Here is a 19224-nt window from a genome sequence, read left to right as displayed (position 1 = left end):
TCCAACCGGAACAGCGATGCTCAGCCCGCGAGCGTCGGGCGATCCATCACCCGCTTGCCCATCAGGCTGGAAACGAGATCGACGAGCAGCTTGGCGGTCTTGCCGCGCTCGTCGAGGAACGGGTTCAATTCGACGATGTCGAGGCTCGTCACGAGGTCGCTGTCATGGAGCATTTCCATGATCAGGTGCGCCTCGCGGAACGTCGCGCCGCCCGGCACGGTGGTGCCGACGGCGGGCGCGATGTCCGGCTCCAGGAAATCGACGTCGAAGCTGACATGCAGCAGGCCATTTGCGGCCCGGACGCGCTCGATGAAACTGCGCACGAGGACGGCAACGCCGTGCTCGTCGATCACGCGCATGTCGTGCACGGTGATGCCGGTCTTGCGGATGGCGGCCCGCTCGGCGGGATCGACGCTGCGGATGCCGATCATGCAGACGTTTTCGGTCGGAACGGCATGGGCGAGTTCCGGGAAGTAGCCGCCGAAGCCGGCCTGGCCGGTATAGTAGGCGACCGGCGTGCCGTGCAGGTTGCCGCTGGTGGTCGTCTCGAGGTTGTGAAAGTCGGTATGCGCGTCGAGCCAGAGCACGAAGAGCGGCCGGCCGAGTTCGGCGGCGCGGCGCGCAAGGCCCGGCACGGTGCCGGCGGAGATCGCATGGTCGCCGCCGAGGAAGATGGGCATGCCGCCCCTGCTGTGCTCGTAGGCCGCCGCCGAAAGCGCCTCGACCCAGGCGACCGTCTCGCCGAGGTGGTGCACGGCCTTGTTCGGATGGGGCATCTCGGCGAAGGGGCGGGGGCTGAGATTGCCGATGTCCTTCACGGTGTGGCCGAGTTCCTCCAGCGCGGTGCGAAGGCCGGCGATGCGAAGGGCGCTCGGCCCCATCTCGCAGCCGAGCTGCCCCGCACCGATTTGCAAGGGGGCGCCGATCAGCGTGCAGTCCATGGTGTACTCCCGTTCCGTTTTCCCCATTGTAGAAAGCGTAACTGGCAGACTGAATATTGAATTTTGGCATATCGGAATGGCATATTGGTCAGATTGAAAAGCCAGGAGACCAGATTGACATGGATGACCTCGACCGGAAGATCGTCACGCTCCTGCGCGGCAACGGCCGCCGCTCCGTCTCGGACCTTGCTCTCGAAACCGGCGCTTCGCGGGCGACCGTGCGCGGCCGGATCGAGCGCATGGAGGAGGACGGCACCATCCTCGGCTATACGGTGATGCTGCGCGCCGATGCGCTGGAGGACGTCGTGCGCGGCGTCATGATGATCGAGATCGAGGGCCACGTGACCGACCGTGTGATCCGCACGCTCGGCGGCTTCCCGGAAATCTCGCAGATCCACACGACGAACGGCCGCTGGGATCTGCTGGTCGAGCTCAGCGCCGCGAGCCTTGCCGATTTCGACGCCGTGCTGCGCAAGATCCGCCTCGTGCCCGGCATTACCGGCAGTGAAACCAGCCTTCTCCTGTCGACGCCGCGCTCGACAAGGGCAAAGCTCTAGGCTGACTGCATCGGCGGGTGACTTGCAGGCGGATATCGGCGTAAGCTGCCGGGGAAGGCCACCCTCACCAAGCCGGACGCCACGCCATGCCTGTACATCGGAAAATGGACGATGCCGTGTTCTACCTGTCGCTGACAGCCATTCTGCTGGCCGCGGTCGTTTCCGCGATGGCGCTGCGGAACGTAAGAGGGGAAATGGCGGCAAAGCCGGTCATCTCGCATGGTAGCGCCTTTTCCTCGGCAACGCCGGTTGCGATCGCGGGACGGACCTGAGGCAGCCTTGCCCTCATCTTCTAGGAGGATGGCGGCGCCCGGCGGAAAGCGGCACACAGGAGGCAGATACAGTATTCTGCAAAGGGTGCCGACCATGACCGCCTATCCCATCGACCTGATCCGCGCTTCCTTCCCGGCCCTCGACGGCTCCCGCACCGCTTATCTCGACAATCCCGCCGGAACGCTCGTTCCCCGGCCTGTCATCGCGGCCGTGGCCGATGCGATGGCGACGGCATCCGCCAATCTCGGCGGCCGGTTCGCCGCCTCGCAGCGCGCGGACGCCATCTGGCGGACGGCGCACGATGCGGCGGCGGAATTCGTCAACGCGGCCTCCTGGCAGGAGATGATCATCGGCCCGAACATGACGACGCTCGCCTTCCAGATGGGGCGCGTCATCGGCAGGACGTTTTCGCCCGGCGACGAGATCATCGTCACGCGGATGGACCATGAAGGAAACGTCTCGCCCTGGCTGGCGATGGCCGAAGCCTACGGGCTGGTGGTGAAGTGGCTTGCCTTCAACACGGAAAGCTGGCGCATCGAGCCGGAGGACCTTGCGGCCCTTCTCACGCCGCGCACGAAGTTCCTCGCGCTCAACTATGCGTCCAACATGACCGGCAGCATCAACGACGTCGCCGCGCTGACGGCGCTGGCCAAGGCGGCGGGCGCGCTCGTCTGGATCGACGCGGTGCAGCTCGCACCGCATCGTCTGCCGGATGTGCGGGCGATCGGCTGCGATTTCCTCGTCTGCTCCTCCTACAAGTTCTTCGGCCCGCATCTCGGCGTGCTGTGGGGGCGGGAGGAGTTGCTGCGCGCGCTGCCGCCCCATCGCGTGCGCTGCCAGAGCGACGATATTCCGGACCGCTTCTGCACGGGGACGCCGCAGACGGAGCTTCTCGCCGGCCTCACCGCGACGATCGACTATCTCGCCTGGGCGGGCGAGGCGAATGGCCATGCCGGCACGCGGCGCGAGCGCATGGCGGGCGCCTACCACTCGTTCGATTCCTACGAGGCGGCCCTGACGCGCCGGCTGATCAGCGGGCTGACGGGCCTTCCGGGCGTCCGGCTGGTCGGCATCGCCAATCCCAACCTCTTCGCCCACCGCGTGCCGACGATCTCCTTTACCCACGAACGCGTCTCGACGCATCGCTTCGCCGAGGCGCTGGCGGCGGAGGACATCAATATCTGGTCCGGCCACAATTACGCGCTGGAGCCCGCCCGCCATCTCGGCCTGCCGGAAGACGAGGGCGTCGTCCGCATCGGCATCGCCCACTACAATTCCGCCGAGGAGATCGAGCGCACGCTCACGGCGATCGAAAGGCTTGTCGCCTAGCGACAGCCTGTCGTAAAGGAGCGAAAGTAATCGTTTTCCTTCGGGAGTTTAGCAGATGGACCCATGCCAGAATCGCCCGCCGCCAACTGGGTAGCGCCCTTCGCCCACGCGCTCGACCGCTATGACCAGCCCGACGGTGCGCCAGCGCTTCTGGCAGCCATCGGGGCGGTCGCGCCCTTCCAGCTTGCCCTTTCGGTGGTGCATCGGCGCGAGGGCGGCCCGAGCTACGTCTTCGATACGTTCTCGGGCCCACGGGCCAAGCGTGCGGTCCAGCTTTTCATAGCCGGCACCTACCTGCTCAATCCCTTCTACAACGCCTATCTCGCCGGCCTGCCGGCCGGCGTCTACCTGATGCGGGATCTCGCCCCCGACAATTATCTCGATTCCGGTCTTTATCACGGTCTCGAAATCCGCCGTCACGAGGACGAGGAACTGGGTTATCGCACCCATGGATGGCCGGAAGGCATGGAGGAATTGCTCATCGCCATGGACCTGCCGGGCGGCGACATGGCGGAGATCAGCCTGTCGCGCATCCGCAGTGAAGGCGGCTTCGACGAGGCGTCCGTCGCGCGGCTGCGGGAGGCGCATCCGCTGATCACGGCGGTCTTCCGGCGGCTGTGGGCACATCTCGGCCGCAGCGGCAATCAGCAGCAGCCCCGCGCCATCGACCATCTCTTCAGCGATTTCGGCCACGGTCTGCTGAGCCCGCGCGAGCGGGAGGTGGCGCTTCTCATCCTGAAGGGGCATTCCAGCGAATCGATCAGCTATCACCTCGGCATCTCGATCGCGACGGTGAAGACGCACCGGCAGAAGCTCTACGCCAAGCTCAACCTGTCGACCCAGCAGGAACTGTTCTCCGCCTTCCTGCGCAGCCTTAATCTCTAAAGAAAACCGGGCGAAGAGGGGCGCGGCGACCGCGCCCCTTCGCATTGTTCAGCCCTTGAGGCTCTCGCGGATGGCCGCCGAGATCGCGGCAAGGCCCTTGCGCAGCTCGTCTTCCGTCGGCCAGGCATAGCCGATGCGGAAGTGCCGGTCGTCCTGCTCGAACCAGCGGCCGCGGCCGACATAGGCCTGGTGGCGGCTGTAGAGGCTTTCGTGGAAGGCGGCGAGGTCGACATTCGCCGAGGGCACGATGCGCGGGAAGCAGACGCAGCCGCCGGAGGGCTCGATCCACTCGACGAGCGGTTCGGCGACGATCCATTCCTTGACGATGGCGAAGGCGCTGGCGATGCGGGCATTGTTGAAGGCCAGCCATTCGCCGCGCTGGCGAAGCGCGACATAGGCGATGTACTCGTCCACGGTGCTGCCGGAAATGCCGATCTGCTCGCGGGCGGCGAGGAACGTATCCATCAGCGCGGCATCGCGCGTGATCAGCCAGCCGATGCGGATGCCCGGAATGCCGTAGGTCTTGGAGAGCGAGGAAACGCTGATCACCCGGTCCGAGAGGCTGGCGGCCACCGGCAGCATCGTGCCGAAGGTCATCTCGCGGTAGGTCTCGTCGAAGAGCAGGCGAATGCCCTTGCGCTCGACGAGGGCGACGAGCGCCTTCAGTTCCTCCTCGCTGATCATCACGCCCGTCGGATTGTGCGGATAGGTGACGGAGAGATATTTCGTCTCCGGCCGGATCGCCGCTTCGAGCGCCGCAAGGTCGAGCCGGTAGCCGGTCTCGAAGGTGAGGTCGACGATGCTCATGTCGCAGCCGATGGCCCGCGGCGTCTCGAGGTTGGTGGCATAGTTCGGCCGCACCACGACGATGTGGTCGCCGGCCTGCAGCATCGAGGTCGAGATGATGAAGAGCGCGCCCGCCGCGCCCGCGGTCACCAGCACGTCGTCCGGCGAGAGGCCGGTGCCCGTGCCGGCGATCATGCGGCGCAGGTCCGGCGCGCCGCGATGGTCGCCGTAGCACAGCAGGATGTCGTCCAGCTTGAGATTCAGCTCGCCGAGCCTGCGGTCGGCGACCGAGCTTTCCGAGAGGTTGTAGCGGATCGTGTCGTAGCCGAGCTGTTCCGGCGATTCCAGCTCGATGGGCATGCGTGCATATTTCATGATGGCTCTCCCTTTGCCTTCTGAAGACAAGGGCTAGATCAAGCGCGCGACACAATCCATCCACCCTGAGGGTGATGCCGGCCATCATCCTTTGGGTGGATTTCATCCCCCATTGTGCAGGCGCATCGTTCCCCACCGGCGGAAGAGGACCGCCGTAAGGCCCGAGCCAACAAGAAAAGGGGAATGCCATGAAATTCATGATCGGTCTGTTGTCCGCCGCAATTGTAGGCTTGGCGGGCGCGATGCCTGCCCATGCGGAAACCCTGCGCGTCGGCATGGAATGCACCTATGCCCCGTTCAACTATCGCACGCCCGAGGGGGAGATGGCCGGCTACGACGTCGATGTCGCCAAGGGCATCGCCGAGCGCATCGGCGTGGATCTCGAATATGTCTGCCAGGAATGGGACGGCATGCTGCCGGCGCTTCTCGCCAGCAAGTTCGACCTCATCGTCGCCTCCATGTCGATCACCGAGGAGCGCAAGCAGAAGATCGACTTCTCCATTCCCTACCGCGTCTCGCTCGGCCGTATCCTGGGGGCGAAGGATGCCGGGCTGAAGCTCTTCGACGATGCCGGCAAGCCGAACCCGGAGGCTTTCAACGGCCTGCGCTTCGGCGTCGAGCGCGCCTCGACCTATGCCAAGTGGGTGGAAGCCAAGCTGCCGGGCGCCGAGATCGTGCTCTATGACGGCGCCCAGCCGATGCTGCTCGACCTGCAGAACGGCCGCATCGACATCGCCATCACCAACCCCATGAAGGCCTATCTCGATTTCCTCAGCAAGGAGAACGGCGCAGGCTTCGAGTTCGTCTCGCCGCCGATCGACGAAGTCGAATATTTCGGTCCGGGCGTCGGCGTCGGCCTGCGCAAGGGCAATGACGAATTGCTCGCCAAGATCGACAAGGCGCTGGAAGACATGATCAAGGACGGATCGCTCGAAAAGTACAGCAGCAAATACTTCCCCTTCTCCATCCAGCCGTCGGGCTGGAAGGGCGTCGGCGAGTAAAGGAACCCGCGGGCGCCGCGCCGTGCGGCGCCCGGCTTGCTCTAGGGAGGTATCGCCATGTCGCTACTCGACGGCTGGTGGGACGATTTCTTCTTCGGCCTGCTGACGGTGTTGCAGGTCTTCTGCATCGCGCTCGTCATCGCGGTGGTGTGCGGGCTGCTCGGCGCTTCGGCCAAGCTTTCGAACAGCCGCGTCCTGCGCGGCATCGCCCAGGCCTACACCATCGTCTTTCGCGGCGCGCCGGAGCTTCTGGTGCTGCTGCTCTTCTATTTCGGCATGGCCATCACGCTGACCTGGTTCGTGCAGGTCTTCGATCCGTCGGTGAAGTTCATCGACCTGCCGCCGTTCTGGGCGGGCTCCATCGCGATCGGCCTCATCGTCGGCGCCTATATGACGGAGACCTTCCGCGGCGCCTTCCTTGGCGTCGACCGCGGTCAGGTCGAGGCGGCGCGGGCGCTCAGCCTCAAGCGCCACCAGATCTTCCGCTATGTGCGCTTTCCGCAGATGTGGCGGCTGGCGCTGCCGAATTTCGGCAACCACATGCTGTCCATCATGAAGGATACGGCCCTCGTCTCGATCATCGGCCTCGAGGAAATCCTCTTCGTCGCCAAGATGGCGAATTCCATCATCCACCGGCCCTTCCTGCTCTACATGACGGTGGCCCTGATCTACCTCGCCGTGACGACCGTCATCACCTCTATCGTCGCCTGGCTCGAACTGCGCGCCAACCGCCATCTGAGAGGTGCACGATGAATTTCGACGTCTCGCTGATCGCCACCAGCCTGCCGAAGATCCTGCACGGCCTCGGGCTGACGCTCAACCTCCTCGTCGTCTCGACCCTGATCGGGCTGGTACTCGCCGTCGGCATCCTGCTGATGCGGCTTTCCAAACGGGCCTGGCTGGTCTGGCCGGCCAAGGCCTATATCTACTTCTTCCGCGGCACGCCGCTGCTCGTGCAGCTCTTCGTGATCTATCACGGCCTGCCGCAGTTCGGCTTCATTCGCCACAGCATCCTCTGGCCGATCCTGCGCGAGCCCTACTGGTGCTCGGTCATCGCGCTTTCGCTGAACACGGCCGCCTATGTCTCGGAAATCCTGCGCGGCGGGGTGCTGGGTGTCGACAAGGGCTTCGTCGAGGCGGGCAAGGCGCTCGGCCTCAGCAAATTCCAGCGGGCAAGCCGCATCACGGCGCCGCTCGCCGTGCGGCTGGCGCTTCCGGCCTACGGCAACGAGATCGTGTCGATGCTGAAATCGACCGCGCTCGCCTCCACCGTCACGCTGATGGAGATGACGGGCGTCGCCCGCACCATCGTCGCCGACACCTTCGCTCCCTACGAGATCTTCATCGCCGCGACGATCATCTATCTCGTGCTCGTCTGGATCATCCAGACCGGCTTCTCGATGATCGAAACCTATGCGAACCGCCATGCAAGAAGGACCTGACGCCATGACGGATATCATCGTCCTGGAAAAGATGAACAAGTTCTACGGCACCTACCACGCCCTGAAGGATGTGGACCTCACGATCGCCAAGGGGGAGAAGGTCGTCGTCTGCGGGCCATCCGGCTCGGGAAAATCGACGATGATCCGCTGCATCAACCGGCTGGAGGAGCACAATAGCGGTCGCATCCTCGTCGGCGGCGAGGAGCTGACGGACGACGAGAAGAAGATCGACCTCGTGCGGCGCGAGGTGGGCATGGTGTTCCAGAGTTTCAACCTCTTCCCGCACATGACGGTCCTCGAAAACCTGACGCTCGCGCCCCGGCTGGTGCGCCGGATGCCGACGCCGGAGGCCGAGGCCATCGCGATGAAGTACCTCAACCGCGTACGCATTCCCGACCAAGCGCACAAATATCCCTCCCAGCTTTCCGGCGGCCAGCAGCAGCGCGTGGCGATCGCCCGCGCGCTCTGCATGAACCCGGAGGTCATGCTGTTCGACGAGCCGACCTCCGCGCTCGACCCGGAGATGATCTCGGAGGTGCTGGACGTCATGACCGACCTTGCCCGCGAGGGCATGACGATGGTCTGCGTGACGCACGAGATGGGCTTTGCCCGCTCGGTGGCCGACCGCATCGTCTTCATGGACCGTGGCGAGATCGTCGAGGTCTCCACACCGGCCGAATTCTTCGCAGCCCCCAAATCCGAGCGCGCCCGCACGTTCCTCGGACAGATTCTTGCCCATTGAGATCAGACATGACCGATATTGCCGAAACCTTCCTCGCCTTCGCCGAAAAGATCGCCGACAGCTCCCGCGCCCTGCTTCTTGCCGCCGCGCAGGAGGCGCCCCGTGTCGACCTCAAGCAGGATGCGAGTTTCGTGACCGCCACCGACCGCGCCGTCGAGGCACGGCTGCGCGAGGAAATCCACGCGGCCTTCCCGGACCACGGCATCATGGGCGAGGAATATGGCAGCGAACGGCTTGACGCCGAATTCGTCTGGGTGCTGGATCCCATCGACGGCACGGCGGCCTGGGTCGCGGGCATTCCCGTCTACGGCACGCTGATTTCGCTGGCGCGCGGCGGCAAGCCGCTGCTCGGCGTCATCGATCTTCCGGCCACCGGCGAACGGCTCACGGGCATTTCCGGCCGAGGCGCATGGCACAATGGCAAGGCGATCCGCTGCCGCAAGGGCACCTCCCTTGCCGACGCCTATATGACATCTTCCAATCCGCGCTTCATTCCGGAAGCGGACCGCGCGCCCTTCGCACGTCTCGACGATGCCGTGCAGTTCACCCAGTACGGCGGAAGCTGCTACAGTTATGCCTGCCTTGCCCGCGGCCGCACCGACCTTGCCGTCGATGCCGGCTTCGACGCCTACGACCTCTTCGCGCCGACCGCCATCATCGAAGGTGCCGGCGGCATCGTGACGGACTGGCGGGGCGGCCCGCTCGATCTTGCCTGGCGCGGCTGCGTCGTGGCGGCGGGGGACGAGGCGCTGCACGCGAAGGCGCTGGACCTGCTGGGGGCCGGCTGAGCCTAGATTTCCTCGATCGCGTCGTGGAGCGTCTCGATGGCCGAGAGGCGGCCGCGGCGCTTGGCGCCGGCAAGCTCCATCACGCGGGTCGCGAGCAGGTCCGTCAGGGCCATGACGGCGACATGGCTGTAGAGCGGCCCGGCCGCTGCCGTCTGGCAGCGGAAATGCCATGTCACCTCGCCAAGGCGCTCGCAGTCGTCGTCCGTCACGACCATCGTCTTCGCGCCGGTCTTGACGATCTGCGAGAGGATGAGCGGGAAGGCGCGGACCTGCCGGCGCAGCCCGTAGGCGATGACGCAATCCTCCCTTCCGATACTGGCGATATGCTCGGCCATCGTCTGGCCGGCATGGGGAAGCGACACCGTGTTCTCGATGATCTGCTGGACCTGCCATTGCAGGTAGGTGGCGAAGGACTGGCTGGTGCGGAAGCCGACGATCCAGACGCGGCGGGCCGACAGCATCGCCTGCGCGACGTCGTCGATCTCCTGCAGGGTGATGGCCGCGAAGGAGCGGTCGATATTGGCGTGAATCTGCTGGAGATGGGCATGCAGCGTCTGGTCCGGCGGGTCGGCGGGCGACACGACGCGGTAGAGCGCGGCGCCCGACATCTGCTCGGACCGCACATGCCGGCGCGCTTCCTCGTAATTCGTATAACCGAGCCGCTGCACGAAGCGCGAGACGGTGGCGTTGGAGACATTCGCCAGCCGCGCCAGCTCTGATGCGGTATAGCTTGCAAGCTCCCCCGGAAAGCTGAGCACGAAATCCGCCAGCCGCCGCTCCGCCGGATGCATCTGGCGCAACTCGTTTCTGATGCGCTGGAGAAATGACTGCTTGGGAACGGGCTGCTGCATCCGGGCATCCATGAAAATCTTCTTTCGTGAACTCTAGCCGTTGCCGGCCGGGAAGGGAACTGCCTTTTCGCCGAGGCTGATAGAAATAGCCGTGATAACAAGAGGTTCAGCACGTTTTCCTTAGGCCGGAAGGGGGCGCCTGAAAATAGTTTTTCCATGAATGTATTTTTTTGTGGACGCCTTCTGTGAAAAAGTGTTTTCATAAAGTCGTGGCCGGCGGAGGTTTCCGGCTGCTCTTCGAAAGAGACGACCGCCTGCCGGCCGGCGGTTGGAAAACGGGACGGATGCCGGCGCAACCATCAGATAAGCAGGCTCGCCTTCCGGCTGGGCATGCGACACAGTCCTATGGGAGGATAGCTGTGGAAACGAAACCGAAAACGACGGTCTCGACCCTCGAGGAGAGGGACCGGACATTCAAGCGCATCGCCTGGCGAATTCTGCCCTTCGCCACGCTGGTCTATATCTTCGCATGGCTCGACCGGGTGAATGTCGGCTTTGCCAAACTCACCATGCTCGACGACCTCGGCTGGAGCGACGCCGTCTACGGCGCGGGCGCGGGCATCTTCTTCTTCGGCTATTTCCTGTTCGAAGTGCCGAGCAACCTGCTCCTGCAGAAGATCGGCGCGCCGAAGACCATCCTGCGCATCGCGCTCGGCTGGGGCGTCGTGTCCGTGCTGATGGCGCTGTGCACGCAGCCCTGGCATTTCTACGTGCTGCGTTTCCTGCAGGGCGCCTTCGAGGCCGGTCTTCATCCGGGTCTCATCCTCTATCTCACCTATTGGCTGCCGGCGCACCGGCGTTCGCGCGCCATCGCCATCTTCATGTCCGCCTCGCCCATCGCTTTGCTTCTGGGCAGTCCGCTCGCCGCCTATATCATGACGAGCACCGACGGCCTGATGGGCTTCAGGGACTGGCAATGGCTCTTCATCATCGAGGGCGTCCCATCGATCATCCTCGGCCTGCTCGCCGTCTTCGTGATGACCGCAAAGCCGAGCGAGGCAAAGTGGCTGAGCCAGGCCGAGCGCGACCAGGTGGCCTACGAGCTCGACCAGGAGGCGGCGCAGATGCAGGGCCGCGAGCACAAGTTCGGTGCCGCGCTGCGTAGCCGGGACGTCTGGGTTCTCATCCTCACTCTCTTCTGCATCATCACCGGCAATGCGACGCTCTCCTTCTACGGGCCGAGCCTCATCACCGCCGCCGGCTTTACGGATATCACGGTGGTCGGCTGGATCATGTCGGGCATCTTCCTGTTCGGCTGGATGGGCATGATGACCAATGGCTGGCTTTCCGACCGCAGCCACGAATCCCGCTGGCACACGGCCGTCGCCGCCGCGCTCGGCGCCACGGGCCTCGTGCTGGCGGCGTTCGCCCAGGAAGCCGGCAGCGCGCCGGGCGTCATCGCGGCGCTTGCCCTTTCGGCAGCGGGTACGATGGGCTCCATCCCGGTGTTCTGGAGCCTGCCGCCGCGCTTCATGTCGGGAACGGCGCTTGCCGCCGGTGTCGCGCTCATCAATTCCATCGCGAACCTTGCCGGCTATTTCGCCCCGCAGTTCCTCGGCGCCATCAAGACCGCCACGGGCGTTTATTCGCCCGGCCTCTTCATCATCGCCGGGGTGGAGTTCATCGCCGTGCTGCTGATCCTCCTCTTCATCCGCAAGGAGCCGGCCGAAACCACCGCCCTGCCGGCCGGAAAAGCTGCAGCTTCGTGATCCGGCGCGCCGCCCGCATGCCGAAAGCCTGCGGGCGGCGGCCCTATAACAGCATACAAGGAGAACCGACGTGACCGACGCCCCCGAGACCGCAAAGCCGCTGCCGCGCGAAACCTTCTACAATCGCTCCATGAGCCTGCCGGACGAGCTGATGGTCGGCACCACCGACATCCATGTCCATAGCGGCCCCTGGCTGAAATCCTGCCCCGGCCGGCTGACGCCCTTCGAGATCGCCGAGCAGGCGAAGGCGGCGGGCATGAAGGCGCTCGTCTTCTACGACCACACGCTCGGCGTCAGCAACGGCACGTCCCAGCTGGTCAACTGGCAGGTGCCGGGCATCGATGTCTTCGGCGGCATCATCCTCACCTCCAATTTCGGCGGCCTCAATCCGCGCGCCGTCAAGACGGCGCTCTATTACGGCGCCGGCGCCCGCTTCGTGCATTTCGGCGCCCATTGCACCCATTACATGGCGAGCCACGAAGGCTCCTTCGTCGACGGCAAGCCGGTCTATTTCAAGGACCAGTATCCGAAATTCGCCAAGGACGAATTGTCCCGCGCGGTCCGCATTCCGCTGGAGGGGCCGATTTCGGACGAGCTTGCCGAGATCCTCCAGCTCATCGCCGATCATCCCCATGTTCATCTCAATACCGGGCACATCTCCGCCGAAGAGGCGATCCGGCTCGTGGACCTGGCCATCGAGTTCGGTATCAGGAAGATCGTCGTCGCCCATCCCTGCCGCGTCCGCCTGTCGACGCAGCAGCAGAAGGACCTTGCGAAGAAGGGCGTGCTGCTCGAAGGCTGCGTGTCGGACTGGATGTTCCATCGCGGCTTGCCGCGCACGAACTACTATGTCGAGCGCGAATGGGCGGACCAGATCGCCGGCATCGCCAGCTCGCCGGATGCCTTCAGCGGCATCGTGCCCTGGGCACGCCAGATTCGCGAAATCGGCATCGAGCATTTCGTGGTCGGCACCGATTACGGCATCCGCTCCGGCCCGACGCCCGTCGAGGGCATGCGTGTCCTGATCAGCTCGCTTCTCGATCTGGAGTTCACACCGGAAGAAATCCACACCATGGTCAAGACCAATCCCGAAAACCTGCTGGACCTCTAGGAAGAGTGCCGGGCGGAAACGCCCGGCGAACCCATCGGCGAAGGTAGACGGGCATGCCCGGCTGCCTTCGCACACAAGGAATAGGCCATGAAGCCCCTGCTTCTCATCAATCCCAACACCAATGCCGCCACGACCGAGGAAATGGTGGCGATCGCGCGCAACACCGCGCCTGCCGGTCAGGCGGTGGAGGGCGCGACGGTCCGGCGCGGCGCGCCGCTCATCTATGACGACGCGCTGCTGTCGGTCGGAGCCTCCGCCGTCGTGGAACTGGCGAGGACGCTCGATCTTGCCCGCTATTCCGGCATCGTCGTCGCGGCCTTCGGCGATCCGGGCATCGACGCGCTGCGGCGGTTCGCGCCGGTGCCGGTCACCGGCATCGCCGAGGCCGGCATCATTGAGGCGGCCGGTGCCGGACGGCGCTTCTCCATCGTCACCACGACGCCCGACCTCGTCGAAGCGATCGAAAAGCGGGTGGAAGCTTATGGCTTTTCCGCATCCTTCACCGGCGTCCGCCTCACGCAGGGCGACGTCGCCAGCGTGATGAGCGACCCGGTGCGGCTGGAGGAAAGCCTCATGGAGGCCTGCGCCCTTGCGATCTCCGAGGACCATGCGGAGGCGGTCATCATCGGCGGCGGGCCGCTCGCCGTTCACGCCGTCGCGCTGGGCGCCCGTTTCGAGGTTCCCATCATCGAGCCCGTCCCGGCGGCCATTCGCCTCGCGCTTGCAAGGACCGCCATGGCGGATGCGACGGCCTGAGCCGCGAGGCTTATGGCTGCCCGCCCGACCTTTCCCTATCCGCGGTCGACCAGCACCCGTGTTTCGGGCGAGCGCTGTGGACCGTGCCGGCAACTTCTGGCAGGACAGGTATAAACGGATGTTCGCCGCTCCGGCGGACAATGGGAGGCGGATTTCATGACGGGCATTACAATTCTGGACGGCGGCATGAGCCGTGAGCTGGTCCGCCTCGGGGCCGAGCTGCGGCAGCCCGAATGGTCGGCGGTGGCGCTGATGGAAAGCCCGGATATCGTCCGGCAGGTGCATGCGGAATTCATTGCCGCCGGGGCGGATGTCATCACGACGAACAGCTATGCGCTGGTGCCCTTCCATATCGGCGAGGCGCGGTTTCGCGCGGAGGGACGCCGGCTTATCGCGCTGGCCGGCCGGCTGGCTCGGGAAGCGGCGGACGCGGCCGGGGAGCGAAAGGTCAAGGTCGCAGGTTCGCTGCCGCCGATCTTCGGGTCCTACGAGCCGCAGCTTTTCCAGCCGGAGCGCGTGCAGGACTATCTCGGCGTCCTGGTCGAGGAGCTCGATCCCTACGTCGATGTCTTCCTCGGCGAGACGCTCAGCCTGATCGCGGAGGCGCAAGCCGTGGAGCGGGCGGTGGCGTCCAGTGGAAAGCCCTTCTGGATCTCCTTCACGCTGCAGGACGAGCCGGGCGCCGAAACGCAGCCGCCCGCGCTGCGCTCCGGCGAGAGCGTGACGGACGCGGCCCGCTGGATCGCAGCCTCTACGGCTTCGGCGATGCTGTTTAATTGCAGCCGGCCCGAGGTGATGCGGCAGGCGGTCGATGTCGCGGCCGCCATCCTCTCGGAAAGCGGCCGCCCGGTCGAGATCGGCGTCTATGCCAATGCCTTCACCACGGAGGACGAGGGCGCGGCGAACGAGGCGCTGCATGCCATCCGCGACGACCTTTCGGCGGACCGTTACGCCGCCTTCGCCTGCGACTGGGCGGAAAGCGGCGCGACGATGATCGGCGGCTGCTGCGGGGTCGGCGCGTCGCATATCCATAACCTGCGCCGGCGGCTCGGCTGACCGCCGCCGACGGCGGCCGGCTACTCGACGACCTTGATCCGCCCCTTCATGTTGGGGTGGAACCGGCAATAGTAGTCGACGGTGTCTCCGGCGGTTACGACATGCGTCGCTTTCTTGCCGGGCGGGATGGTGACCTCCCAACCGCCCTTGACGGTGGCGGTGTGGGCGAAGGGATCGTCGTTCGTCCATTCGATGGTCTCGCCCGCCCTGACCTCGATCTCGGCCGGCTGGAACGCGAGATTCCTGATCGCGACATGCACCGTGCCGTCATGAGCGCGGGCGAGCGTGCCGCCGGCAAGCGCCGCCGCGCCCGTGGCAAGCACCTGCCTTCGGGTGAGAAGGAGGATCGTCATTTCAGGTCCGCCGCGACATGTTCGGCATGCTGCTCATGGCCCTGGAACAGCTTGAGGCCGGTCTCCAGCAGGCTCTTCAGCTCCGCATTCTGCGCCGAGGGAATGAGCAGCGTCTCCAGCGCGCCGTTCACCTGCTTGTGGTAGGCGACCTCGTTTTCGATATAGGCCTTGTCGAAGGCCTTGCCTTCGAGCTTGCCGAGTTCGGCGCGCTTCTCGTCGGCCGCCTTGACGAGCGCCTTGCTGGTCGCGTTGTCCTCCGGCGTGACCTTGAGCTTCTTGACGAGCGCCAGCGCCATCTCGTTGACGGCCTCGTGGTCCTTCTTCATGGATTCGGCGAAGGCCTTGACCTCGGCGTTCTTGGTCTTCTGGAGGGCAAGCTTGGCGGCCTCGACATCGATGACGCCGGCGCTGTAGGCGATATGGGCGATCTGCGGGTCGGTCGGCTTGTCGGCGGCCAGCGCGAAAGAGGCGGTCATGGCCATGCAGGTCGCGGCGAGAGTGGAAATCAGGGTTTTCATCGGGCTCTCCTTGGCGCCGCCGGGTGGCCGGCGCCGGTTTCGTTGACGCGGCATTGGATGCCGGCCCCGCTGAGAGGTTCCCGCTATTCCGCAAGCCCGAGTTTCGAGAGAACGGCCTGGGTCAGCCGCTCGCAGCGCACTCCCGCGAAGGGAAAGGCCTCGACGAGGACTGGGCCGATCCGCTCCTCGAGTTGGGTGCGGATGAGCTTGCGAGCGCGGTGCAGGCGGGTCTTGACCGTTGCCGGGGCAAGCTCCAGCAGCGCCGCTGTTTCCTCCACGCTGAGGCCCTCGATGACGCGGGCGACGAAGACGAGGCGGAAGGTTTCGGGAAGCGCGTCGGTTGCCTCCTCGACGAGGTGAAGAAGCTGTCGCTGCGCCATGACGCGCTCCGGATCGGCAATGGAAGAGGCAAGGGGGAAGGGGATGATCTCGGCTTTCGCCAGTTCCGGCGCAGGCGCGACCCGCTTCATCCGCTTCTGCGCGCGAAGCCGCATCAGGGCGGCATTGAGCGCGATGCGCGACAGCCAGGTCGATAGCGAGGCCTCGCCCTGGAAGCGGCCGAGATTGGCGAAGGCGCGAAGATAGGCCTCCTGCAGCACGTCTTCCGCATCGGCATTGTTCCGCAGCACGGCGCGCACGAGCCGGTAGAGCCGCTGGTTATGGGTCCTGATGATGGCACGGACAGCCTGCGCCTCGCCCGCCGTAGCGCGCCGGACGAGATCGGCTTCCCCTTCCACGGGGACGGCTATGGGAATGGTCGGCATGGCTGGCATCGGCACGCTCCTTCGAAACGGACATTGGATGCCAGACTTCCGGCGAGGTTCCCGCGGGATGTGATTTTCTGCGGAAAGGTCCTTTGCCGCCGGTAACCACCCGCATTTTGCGCCGCTGCCGGAAGGATGTCGACGGCCCTTCCTCCGGCACGGGCCTTGAAAATATATCGTATCACGATATAATTATTCTGCATCGAACGGAGGACCATCCGATGGCGACGGATCTGGCAGCACTGAAGAGCGAGCTTCTCGAACTGGATCGGCAGCTTCAGAAGGCGGCGCACCATCCGGCGCATGGCGCCGAGGCGGAGGCCTTGCAATCCGGGCAACTCGCCGCTCTCAGGCAGCGTCTCGACCAGCGTCTCGCCACGCTGGACGGCAGCGCCTGGCAGGTTCTCCTCCTGGAATGGCGCTACGACTTCGCGCTTCTCTTCGACCAGATCCGCCTCTGGATGGCGCAGGTCGATGCCAGCTTCGACACCGGGCCCGTCCTGAAGAAATGATCTTGAGGGGCAGCCCGGTGCCGAGGTGGCCTTTTCGCTAGCCGGCTTTTCCGGGCGCCGTCTTTCTCGGCCCGAGATAGGGCTTGCGCTCGTTCTCCAGCGTGTTGGCGGCATGGCGCAGCCGCAGCAGATCCTTGCGCGCCACCAGCCCCACGAGCCGGCCGCTCTGCGGATCGACCACCGGAATGCGGCCGACATCGGTCGCAAGCATCAGGTCGGCGACATAGCCGATCGTATCCTCCGGATGGGCGACGGGCACCGACGTATCGGAAACCCGCTCGTCGAGGCTCTGGTCGGCCAGTGCCGGGTTCTGCTGCCAGCGCAGCGCGTCGCCGCGCGAGACGACGCCCTTCAGCAGCCCGTCCGCGTCGATCACCGGATAGATCCGGTGCGTCTTCTCCGTGGTGGCGAAGAAAGCGGAGGCCTCGCCCACGCGCATCTGCGCGGGAAGCGTGTCGACCGCCTCGATCATGATGTCGCGGGCGCGGGCATATTCGAAGGGATCGATGCCGTATTCGCGGGTGATGTGCTGGCCCCGCCGGGCGATCTTCTCGGTCAGGATGGAACGGCGCAGGAGGAGCACGGTGACGGCATAGGCGGAGATCGTCGCGGCAAGCAGCGGCAGCAGGCTGGAGACGTCGCCGGTGAGTTCGACCGCGAAGAAGGTGCCGGTCAGCGGCGCGCGCATCGTGCCGCCCATCATCGCCGCCATGCCGAGCAGCGCCCAGAATCCCGGATCGCCGGGAAACACCAGCCCGACCAGCCAGCCGAGCGCCCCGCCGAGAATGAGAAGCGGCGCGAGCACCCCGCCCGACGTGCCCGACGACAGCGAGACCAGCCAGACCGCGGCCTTGACCAGCAGGATCGTCAGCACGGCCTGCGGCAGCATGCGGCTGTTGAGGAGACCGTCGATGATGTCGTAGCCGACGCCGAGCGCTCGCGGCTCGATCAGACCGCCGAGGCCGACGGCAAGGCCGCCGATCGCCGGGCACCACATCCAGTGGACCGGCAGTGCCTCGAAGGCGTCCTCGATCCGGTAGAGCAGCATCGTCAGGAGGCCGGACTGCAGGCCGGCGATGAGGCCGGCGACGGCGCAAAGGCCGATGCCCCACCACGGAAGGTCCATGTGGAACTGCCGGGGAAAGAGAGCCCCCGCCTCGAAGAGGAACGGACGCCAGCAGGCCGAGACGCAGGCGGCGATCGCAACGGGAATGAAGCTGCGCGGTTTCCATTCGAAAAGCAGAAGCTCGACGGCGAGCGTCACGGCGGCGATTGGCGAGCCGAAGATGGCGGTCATGCCGGCGGCGGCGCCCGCCACCAGCAGCGTCTTGCGCTCGGCCGCGCTCATGTGGAAGCACTGGGCGAAGAGCGATCCGATCGCCCCGCCCGTCATGATGATCGGCCCCTCGGCGCCGAACGGGCCGCCCGTGCCGATGGAGATCGCCGAGGAGAGCGGTTTCAGGATCGCGACCTTCGGCGACATGCGGCTGCCGCCGATGAGGATCGCCTCGATAGCTTCGGGAATGCCGTGGCCGCGGATCTTCTCCGAGCCGAAGCGTGCCATCAGGCCGATGATCAGGCCGCCGATGGCGGGCGTCAGGACCATCCAGAGCGAGCGCGGGGCCTGTGCTGGAGAGGTTGCCGCAAGGCTGAACTGCCCGAACCAGGCGAGATTGGTGACGAGCGCGATCAGGCTCACCAGGAGCTTGGCGGCGAGCGCGCCGCCGCTGCCGACGATGAGCGCCATGCCTATCAGGGCGAGCACGCGCCGGTCCGTCGTGAAATCGCCGGCCTCGCGCCGGGCTAGGCCGCCCGTGAAGTCGTGCGGGCGGTGATGGGGCTTCGTTTGGGGCATGGCTTTCCCGTCGCTGAAATGGTGAAGGCGGCCGCAGATACATCGTAATACGATATAAATCAACAGGGATTGCCGGCTGGCGAGAAGGTCATTTGGCGCACTAGCCCGCCGGCCCAACCTGCGGTAAGCCGGTGGAGGGATGTTGTTGCGGAAAATGCCGGCGGCGGCCGGAATGCGGAAGCGGGAGCGGAGAATGGCGAAGGACAGGCTGAGCGATGCCGATTACGAAGCGCTCTCGAACCTGCGCTACACGCTGCGCCGCTTCATGGATTTCAGCACCTCGGCGGCGCATCACGAAGGGCTTCCCGCCCAGCAGCATCAGGCGCTCCTGACGATAAGGGGGCACCGCGATGAAGAGCCGATGACCGTCGGCCGGCTTGCCGAGCGGCTGCTGATCGCGCCCCATTCAGCGACGGAACTCGTCGGCCGGCTCGTTGCCGCCGGCTATGTGACGCGGCATTCCGACCCTGCCGACCGCCGCCGCCAGACCCTCGCGTTGACGGACAAGGCCGATGCCATCCTGGAAAGGCTGACCGCCATCCATCTCACGGAAATCCGTGAAATGGCGCCGCGGCTGATCGACATTCTCCGCACGCTCGATGTCGGACGTTAGGGGCGGG

At 65.5% G+C, this 19224-nt stretch carries 22 protein-coding genes; 15 read left to right on the top strand and 7 right to left on the bottom strand.

The window, feature by feature from the left end; translation table 11 throughout:
* Positions 1 to 20: 20 nt before the first annotated feature.
* The gene (rocF, locus tag ShzoTeo12_RS24855; RefSeq protein WP_318912906.1) at positions 21 to 941 is read right to left on the bottom strand and encodes an arginase; all 921 of its coding nucleotides are present in this window, start codon (positions 939 to 941) and stop codon (positions 21 to 23) included.
* Between the two features lie 119 nt (positions 942 to 1060).
* Between rocF and ShzoTeo12_RS24850 the strand changes: the two genes are divergently transcribed.
* The 4 genes from ShzoTeo12_RS24850 to ShzoTeo12_RS24835 all read left to right on the top strand — a co-directional run bounded on the left by ShzoTeo12_RS24850 (position 1061) and on the right by ShzoTeo12_RS24835 (position 3985).
* On the top strand, positions 1061 to 1498 hold the full coding sequence (locus ShzoTeo12_RS24850; protein ID WP_119255129.1) for an Lrp/AsnC family transcriptional regulator: 438 nt from the start codon (positions 1061 to 1063) through the stop codon (positions 1496 to 1498).
* 86 nt (positions 1499 to 1584) lie between these two features.
* Positions 1585 to 1770 (top strand): hypothetical protein, encoded by a 186-nt coding sequence (locus ShzoTeo12_RS24845; RefSeq protein WP_318912905.1) that lies wholly within the window; start codon positions 1585 to 1587, stop codon positions 1768 to 1770.
* Positions 1771 to 1864: 94 nt separating this feature from the next.
* Positions 1865 to 3100 carry a cysteine desulfurase-like protein gene (locus tag ShzoTeo12_RS24840; protein ID WP_318912904.1) on the top strand — a complete coding sequence of 412 codons (1236 nt, stop codon included), beginning with the start codon at positions 1865 to 1867 and terminating at the stop codon, positions 3098 to 3100.
* Between the two features lie 63 nt (positions 3101 to 3163).
* Complete coding sequence (locus tag ShzoTeo12_RS24835; protein WP_318912903.1) at positions 3164 to 3985, top strand: helix-turn-helix transcriptional regulator; 822 nt, start codon at positions 3164 to 3166, stop codon at positions 3983 to 3985.
* A 48-nt stretch (positions 3986 to 4033) separates the two neighbouring features.
* On the opposite strand, the gene ShzoTeo12_RS24830 is transcribed toward ShzoTeo12_RS24835, so the two are convergent.
* On the bottom strand, positions 4034 to 5146 hold the full coding sequence (locus tag ShzoTeo12_RS24830) for a pyridoxal phosphate-dependent aminotransferase (RefSeq protein ID WP_318912902.1): 1113 nt from the start codon (positions 5144 to 5146) through the stop codon (positions 4034 to 4036).
* A gap of 188 nt (positions 5147 to 5334) precedes the next feature.
* Here ShzoTeo12_RS24830 and ShzoTeo12_RS24825 point away from each other — a divergent pair, with 188 nt between their 5' ends.
* The 5 genes from ShzoTeo12_RS24825 to ShzoTeo12_RS24805 are packed head-to-tail and all read left to right on the top strand — an operon-like array spanning position 5335 to position 9119.
* Complete coding sequence (locus tag ShzoTeo12_RS24825; RefSeq protein ID WP_119255125.1) at positions 5335 to 6147, top strand: transporter substrate-binding domain-containing protein; 813 nt, start codon at positions 5335 to 5337, stop codon at positions 6145 to 6147.
* A gap of 57 nt (positions 6148 to 6204) precedes the next feature.
* Positions 6205 to 6900, top strand: coding sequence for an ABC transporter permease (locus ShzoTeo12_RS24820; RefSeq protein WP_119255124.1), 696 nt, complete (start codon positions 6205 to 6207; stop codon positions 6898 to 6900).
* On the top strand, positions 6897 to 7589 hold the full coding sequence (locus tag ShzoTeo12_RS24815) for an ABC transporter permease (RefSeq protein ID WP_318912901.1): 693 nt from the start codon (positions 6897 to 6899) through the stop codon (positions 7587 to 7589). Before ShzoTeo12_RS24820 ends, ShzoTeo12_RS24815 begins: the two co-directional genes overlap by 4 nt.
* 4 nt (positions 7590 to 7593) lie before the next feature.
* Positions 7594 to 8331, top strand: coding sequence for an amino acid ABC transporter ATP-binding protein (locus tag ShzoTeo12_RS24810; protein ID WP_318912900.1), 738 nt, complete (start codon positions 7594 to 7596; stop codon positions 8329 to 8331).
* 8 nt (positions 8332 to 8339) lie between these two features.
* The gene (locus ShzoTeo12_RS24805; RefSeq protein WP_318912899.1) at positions 8340 to 9119 is read left to right on the top strand and encodes an inositol monophosphatase family protein; all 780 of its coding nucleotides are present in this window, start codon (positions 8340 to 8342) and stop codon (positions 9117 to 9119) included.
* Positions 9120 to 9121: 2 nt separating this feature from the next.
* Here ShzoTeo12_RS24805 and ShzoTeo12_RS24800 read toward each other — a convergent pair whose 3' ends face one another.
* Positions 9122 to 9982 (bottom strand): MurR/RpiR family transcriptional regulator, encoded by an 861-nt coding sequence (locus ShzoTeo12_RS24800; protein WP_313193820.1) that lies wholly within the window; start codon positions 9980 to 9982, stop codon positions 9122 to 9124.
* Positions 9983 to 10329: 347 nt separating this feature from the next.
* Here ShzoTeo12_RS24800 and ShzoTeo12_RS24795 point away from each other — a divergent pair, with 347 nt between their 5' ends.
* The 4 genes from ShzoTeo12_RS24795 (at position 10330) to ShzoTeo12_RS24780 (ending at position 14602) form a co-directional block, all read left to right on the top strand.
* On the top strand, positions 10330 to 11679 hold the full coding sequence (locus ShzoTeo12_RS24795; RefSeq protein WP_205536161.1) for an MFS transporter: 1350 nt from the start codon (positions 10330 to 10332) through the stop codon (positions 11677 to 11679).
* Positions 11680 to 11749: 70 nt separating this feature from the next.
* Positions 11750 to 12790 carry a DUF6282 family protein gene (locus ShzoTeo12_RS24790; protein ID WP_318912898.1) on the top strand — a complete coding sequence of 347 codons (1041 nt, stop codon included), beginning with the start codon at positions 11750 to 11752 and terminating at the stop codon, positions 12788 to 12790.
* A gap of 87 nt (positions 12791 to 12877) precedes the next feature.
* Positions 12878 to 13546 (top strand): aspartate/glutamate racemase family protein, encoded by a 669-nt coding sequence (locus tag ShzoTeo12_RS24785; protein ID WP_318912897.1) that lies wholly within the window; start codon positions 12878 to 12880, stop codon positions 13544 to 13546.
* A 156-nt stretch (positions 13547 to 13702) separates the two neighbouring features.
* On the top strand, positions 13703 to 14602 hold the full coding sequence (locus tag ShzoTeo12_RS24780) for a homocysteine S-methyltransferase family protein (RefSeq protein ID WP_318912896.1): 900 nt from the start codon (positions 13703 to 13705) through the stop codon (positions 14600 to 14602).
* Between the two features lie 20 nt (positions 14603 to 14622).
* Here ShzoTeo12_RS24780 and ShzoTeo12_RS24775 read toward each other — a convergent pair whose 3' ends face one another.
* From ShzoTeo12_RS24775 to ShzoTeo12_RS24765, 3 genes are all read right to left on the bottom strand, one after another.
* Positions 14623 to 14955 carry a cupredoxin domain-containing protein gene (locus ShzoTeo12_RS24775; protein WP_318912895.1) on the bottom strand — a complete coding sequence of 111 codons (333 nt, stop codon included), beginning with the start codon at positions 14953 to 14955 and terminating at the stop codon, positions 14623 to 14625.
* The gene (locus tag ShzoTeo12_RS24770) at positions 14952 to 15473 is read right to left on the bottom strand and encodes a DUF4142 domain-containing protein (protein WP_318912894.1); all 522 of its coding nucleotides are present in this window, start codon (positions 15471 to 15473) and stop codon (positions 14952 to 14954) included. The genes ShzoTeo12_RS24775 and ShzoTeo12_RS24770 overlap by 4 nt, the downstream gene beginning before the upstream one ends.
* Positions 15474 to 15556: 83 nt before the next feature.
* On the bottom strand, positions 15557 to 16246 hold the full coding sequence (locus ShzoTeo12_RS24765) for an RNA polymerase sigma factor (RefSeq protein WP_318912893.1): 690 nt from the start codon (positions 16244 to 16246) through the stop codon (positions 15557 to 15559).
* 212 nt (positions 16247 to 16458) lie between these two features.
* Between ShzoTeo12_RS24765 and ShzoTeo12_RS24760 the strand changes: the two genes are divergently transcribed.
* The gene (locus tag ShzoTeo12_RS24760) at positions 16459 to 16749 is read left to right on the top strand and encodes a hypothetical protein (RefSeq protein WP_245424742.1); all 291 of its coding nucleotides are present in this window, start codon (positions 16459 to 16461) and stop codon (positions 16747 to 16749) included.
* A gap of 37 nt (positions 16750 to 16786) precedes the next feature.
* On the opposite strand, the gene ShzoTeo12_RS24755 is transcribed toward ShzoTeo12_RS24760, so the two are convergent.
* Positions 16787 to 18604, bottom strand: coding sequence for a chloride channel protein (locus ShzoTeo12_RS24755; RefSeq protein ID WP_119255113.1), 1818 nt, complete (start codon positions 18602 to 18604; stop codon positions 16787 to 16789).
* Between the two features lie 193 nt (positions 18605 to 18797).
* Here ShzoTeo12_RS24755 and ShzoTeo12_RS24750 point away from each other — a divergent pair, with 193 nt between their 5' ends.
* Positions 18798 to 19217 carry a MarR family winged helix-turn-helix transcriptional regulator gene (locus ShzoTeo12_RS24750; protein ID WP_318912892.1) on the top strand — a complete coding sequence of 140 codons (420 nt, stop codon included), beginning with the start codon at positions 18798 to 18800 and terminating at the stop codon, positions 19215 to 19217.
* Positions 19218 to 19224: the final 7 nt, after the last annotated feature.

This window comes from Shinella zoogloeoides, assembly GCF_033705735.1.
Taxonomy (GTDB): Bacteria; Pseudomonadota; Alphaproteobacteria; order Rhizobiales; family Rhizobiaceae; genus Shinella; species Shinella zoogloeoides_A.
Note: the sequence above shows the minus strand (reverse complement) of the source record. Positions and strands in the feature narration are given on the sequence as shown.